The organism is Deinococcus sedimenti (genome assembly GCF_014648135.1).
In the GTDB taxonomy this organism is placed as follows: Bacteria; Deinococcota; Deinococci; order Deinococcales; family Deinococcaceae; genus Deinococcus; species Deinococcus sedimenti.
Map to the genome: position 1 here is coordinate 1 of NZ_BMQN01000055.1, position 1,645 is coordinate 1,645.

At 65.2% G+C, this 1,645-nt stretch carries 3 protein-coding genes; 1 reads left to right on the top strand and 2 read right to left on the bottom strand.

What is annotated here, in order from left to right; genetic code table 11:
• Positions 1 to 299, bottom strand: a 299-nt coding sequence (locus IEY69_RS21570) for an IS6 family transposase (RefSeq protein WP_189075122.1), incomplete at its 3' end; no start/stop codon positions are given.
• Positions 300 to 365: 66 nt separating this feature from the next.
• Between IEY69_RS21570 and IEY69_RS21575 the strand changes: the two genes are divergently transcribed.
• Positions 366 to 1,168, top strand: a protein-coding gene (locus IEY69_RS21575; protein WP_153013934.1) for an IS5 family transposase whose coding sequence is annotated in 2 segments (ribosomal slippage) — positions 366 to 708 and positions 708 to 1,168 — 804 coding nt in all. Because the reading frame shifts where the segments join, the coding sequence is not laid out codon by codon here.
• A gap of 30 nt (positions 1,169 to 1,198) precedes the next feature.
• Here IEY69_RS21575 and IEY69_RS21580 read toward each other — a convergent pair.
• Positions 1,199 to 1,645: transposase (locus IEY69_RS21580; protein WP_189075123.1), on the bottom strand; the 447-nt coding region annotated here is incomplete at its 5' end.

Sequence of the window (1,645 nt, forward strand, 5' to 3'; positions counted from 1 at the left end):
TCCCCGTATTCGTCGACCGCTCGCCACAACCAATGCTTGACCCCGCCGATCTTGACGCAGACCTCATCCAGATGCCATCGAGAACCCCGCCGGGGTTCTCGATGGCGCAGTTCCTCGGTCAGGAGTGGGGCGAACTTAATGTTCCATTGCCGCAGCGTTTCGTGACTGACTTGGATGCCGCGCTCGTGGAGCAGTTCCTGAACGTCCCGCTGGCTGAGTGGGAAGCGGTGGTACAGCCGCAGAGCGTAGCCGATCACGCTCAGGGGAAAACGGTGGCGGTAGGGCTTCCGGTCAGTCACAGCTCACCAGCCTACAGAGGTTAAGAGCGCCTATCAAAACCTCAGATTGGGAGGGCAAGGTGAAGCATGGCCACGTCTATGGTCAGCGACGAGCTGTGGCAGTTGATCCATCCGCTACTCCCACCTGAACCCCCAAAGCCCAAAGGAGGTCGACCCCGGGTGCCCGATCGAGCCGCACTGGAAGGCATCTTGTACGTCCTCAAGACCGGCATCGGCTGGGAACACCTCCCACACCAGCTCGGGTATGGCAGCGGCATGACCTGCTGGCGACGTCTCCGTGACTGGCACGCGGCGGGTGTCTTCACCCGCCTACACCACGTGCTTCTTGACCGGATGGCCCAGGCGCATCAACTTGACTGGACCCGCGCATGTGTGGACAGTACGAGCGTCCCCGCGGCCCGGGGGGGGCCCACACGGGCCCGAACCCCACGGATCGTGGCCGGCCTGGCAGCAAGCGTCATGTGATCGTCGATGGCCGCGGGACGCCATTGGCGGTCCGTATCTCGCCTGCCAATCGGCATGACAGCATGCTGTTCGAACCCCTGCTGGACGCGGTGCCGCCCATTCATAACGGGCTGCGGGGCCGGCCCCGCAGCCGTCCGGAGCGGCTGCATGCGGACAAGGCGTATGACATTCCCCGGTGCCGGCGGGCGTGCCATCACCGCGGCATCAAGGTGCGGATCGCACGCCGGGGTCGGGAGTCCAGTGAACGGCTGGGCCGATACCGCTGGGTGGTGGAGCGGACCCTGGCGTGGTTCAGCCGGTTCCGTCGGCTGCGGGTGAGGTATGAGGTGCGGGCGGACATCCACTTGGCATTCACGCAGCTGGCCTGTTGCCTGATCACCTTCAAGCAGCACCGCCGGTTTTGATAGGCGCTCTCTGTACCGGACATCTTGCCCTCAGACCGCGCCTGGCGCGTGAAATGGCGTGCTCAGCAGCCTGATCAGTTCGGGTAACTCGGGCAGGTTCCACCGCAGGGCATGACCCAGCCGCTCCGCGCCGTATCGCACGAGGCTCATGGCCGGGCGGCCATGAGCCTTCACCTTGACCGGAACCTGCGCCTGGAGCCACACGCCCACCCGGAGGCAGCTGATCCAAGCCAGGACGACCAGCCCGAACAGACGTTCCAGCCGGTCCGGGCGGATGATGCCGGTCCGCTCCACATCGAACCCGCGGACCTTGAGGCTCGCGAACGTGCACTCCACCGACCAGCGAGCCCGGTACAGCACGCAGGTGTCCCACACGCTGAAATCCGTGGCAATGGCCACCAGGTCCCCCGCAGGGGACCTGGTGGCCACGACCTGCATCACCTCACCGTAGACGTACGCCTTTTCAGCCATGCACCG